The sequence below is a fragment of the Rhizobium sp. SVR5-2C genome, from assembly GCF_056755115.1.
On record NZ_JBNDHT010000483.1, the window covers coordinates 1 to 251 of the forward strand.

A 251-nucleotide genomic window follows, 5' to 3' on the forward strand; every position below is an offset into this window, starting at 1 on the left:
TGGCTGATAAGGCCGGCGCGATCCAGCTCCTTCAGGTGGAAGGAAACATTCGACGGCGAGACTTCGAGCTTTTCCGCGATCGTGCCTGCCGCCATGCCATCAGGACCGGTAACCACGAGCATACGGACGATCTGCAGGCGGGTTTCCTGGGAAAGCGCGCCAAATGAAGCGAGAGCTTGACGTTCATCCATATTTCAACAATCCTTGAAATGTTGAAACGAGGAATATCGCAGATGAATGCAGTGAACAAG

The 251-nt window shown here is 53.4% G+C and carries 1 protein-coding gene; it reads right to left on the bottom strand.

The window, feature by feature from the left end; all coding sequences use genetic code 11:
• On the bottom strand, nucleotides 1-191 hold a 191-nt coding region (locus tag ACPYOI_RS36605), incomplete at its 3' end, for an ArsR/SmtB family transcription factor (protein WP_481424248.1).
• Nucleotides 192-251: the final 60 nt, after the last annotated feature.